Consider the following 1,935-nt stretch of genomic DNA (forward strand, 5'->3'; position numbering starts at 1 on the left):
GTATAATATAGGCGAAATAAAAAAGGGAAACAAAGGATAATTTATCTTTTTTCTCTAAGAAGATTTCACAAGCATTTCACAAAATTATTTGTTGATTTGTTTGTTTTCTCTACTTGGCTCTTTAGTAAGTTATATTGCTTTAGTAGGTTATACTAGTGCTATATTTTATCTAACCGAGTATAGGCTTTAGTTTAAAATATTAGTTTAATAATATAAGCTTTAGTTTAAATAAAGTAGAGAAGCATACTTTTAGGTTCTCTTAGAATTTTGGGTGTTGACCACCCAGTAATAGGTTTTAACTTAAAGCAAAGATTTAAATAAATAACTTTAAGAAAATCTAATTACTAAACTATTTTTAAGTTAGAACTTAGAAGTAGTAGTCACCGACTTACAAAAAAATGTAAGTTAGTTTGTTATGTACATTTGTTATTAAGTGCAGCTTATCGTTATAAATTTTATAACATTTTTGTTTTGGATAACTGCATACTGATATACAGCAAGCTAATGGCTTTATTTTTAATAGGTTTAAGCTACACTAGATTTATTAAAATAAAGTATTTTATTAATCACATTTATAAATTGTTTAAGCAATCTTGCTAAAAACAAGGAGTATCAATCAATGACAATTAAACTAGGTATTAACGGTTTTGGTCGTATCGGTCGTTTTGTTTTCCGTGCTGCTGTTGAGCGTCCAGAAGATTTTGAAGTTGTAGGTATCAATGACTTAATCGATGCTGAATACATGGCTTACATGTTAAAATATGATTCAACTCACGGTCGTTTCAAAGGTACTGTAGAAGTTAAAGATGGTAACTTAGTGGTTAACGGTAAAACTATTCGTGTAACTGCTGAGCGTGACCCAGCTAACTTAAAATGGGACGAAATCGGTGTTGATATTGCAATCGAAGGTACAGGTATTTTCTTAACTGACGAAACTGCTCGTAAACACATCCAAGCTGGTGCGAAAAAAGTTGTTTTAACTGGTCCATCTAAAGATGCTACTCCAATGTTCGTAATGGGCGTTAACCACAAAGAATACGCTGGTCAAGACATCGTATCTAACGCTTCATGTACAACTAACTGTTTAGCTCCATTAGCTAAAGTGATTCACGAAAACTTCGGTATCCTTTCTGGTTTAATGACTACAGTTCACGCTACAACAGCTACACAAAAAACTGTTGACGGTCCTTCAATGAAAGACTGGAGAGGTGGTCGTGGTGCTGCACAAAACATCATCCCTTCATCAACAGGTGCTGCTAAAGCTGTAGGTAAAGTAATTCCTGAGTTAAACGGTAAATTAACAGGTATGGCTTTCCGTGTACCTACTCCTGATGTTTCTGTAGTAGACTTAACAGTTAACTTAGAAAAATCAACTTCATACGAAGAAATCTGTAAAGTAGTTAAAGCTGCTGCAGAAGGTGAATTAAAAGGTGTTTTAGGTTACACTGAAGACGAAGTTGTATCAACTGATTTCTTAGGTGATAAACACACTTCAATCTTTGATGCTAAAGCAGGTATTGCATTAACTGACAAATTCTTCAAATTAGTTTCTTGGTACGATAACGAAATCGGTTACTCTAACAAAGTATTAGACTTAGCTAAACACGTATTCAACTACGGTAAATAATAAGTTTTAAACCAATAAACTATTCGAAGCGTCATAAGGTCTCCTTGAACAGGGAGACCTTTTGCATCCTTGAAAATAAAAATTTTCCCCTTATACTTAATAAAGAGTTTTATCTAAAAAAAGTAATTTCAAGGTAAATTGCTTTTTTTAGATAAAACTAATTTGCTTAGGGGCAAACATAAAAGTTACATTAGTCTGACTTTAAAAGCAAAAAAGTTCTTTGATCTTATAACTCTCTTGTCTCAAGTATTAGGTTTAGAGAAAACTTTCTAAAAGTTATATTTTTTGCTATAATATATAATTTTAGA

1 protein-coding gene is annotated in these 1,935 nt (G+C 32.1%); it reads left to right on the forward strand.

Annotation, left to right across the window (positions count from 1 at the left end):
* Positions 1 to 619: 619 nt before the first annotated feature.
* Positions 620 to 1,627, forward strand: coding sequence for a type I glyceraldehyde-3-phosphate dehydrogenase (gene gap / locus CKF59_RS06080; protein ID WP_119535059.1), 1,008 nt, complete (start codon positions 620 to 622; stop codon positions 1,625 to 1,627).
* Positions 1,628 to 1,935: the final 308 nt, after the last annotated feature.

Origin of the sequence: Psittacicella gerlachiana (assembly GCF_003585965.1) — a bacterium.
Taxonomy (GTDB): domain Bacteria; phylum Pseudomonadota; class Gammaproteobacteria; order Enterobacterales; family Psittacicellaceae; genus Psittacicella; species Psittacicella gerlachiana.

Coding starts and splice junctions, on each gene's coding strand:
- gap (WP_119535059.1), top strand. CDS start 620: ATGACAATTAAACTAGGTATTAACGGTTTTGGTCGTATCGGTCGTTTT.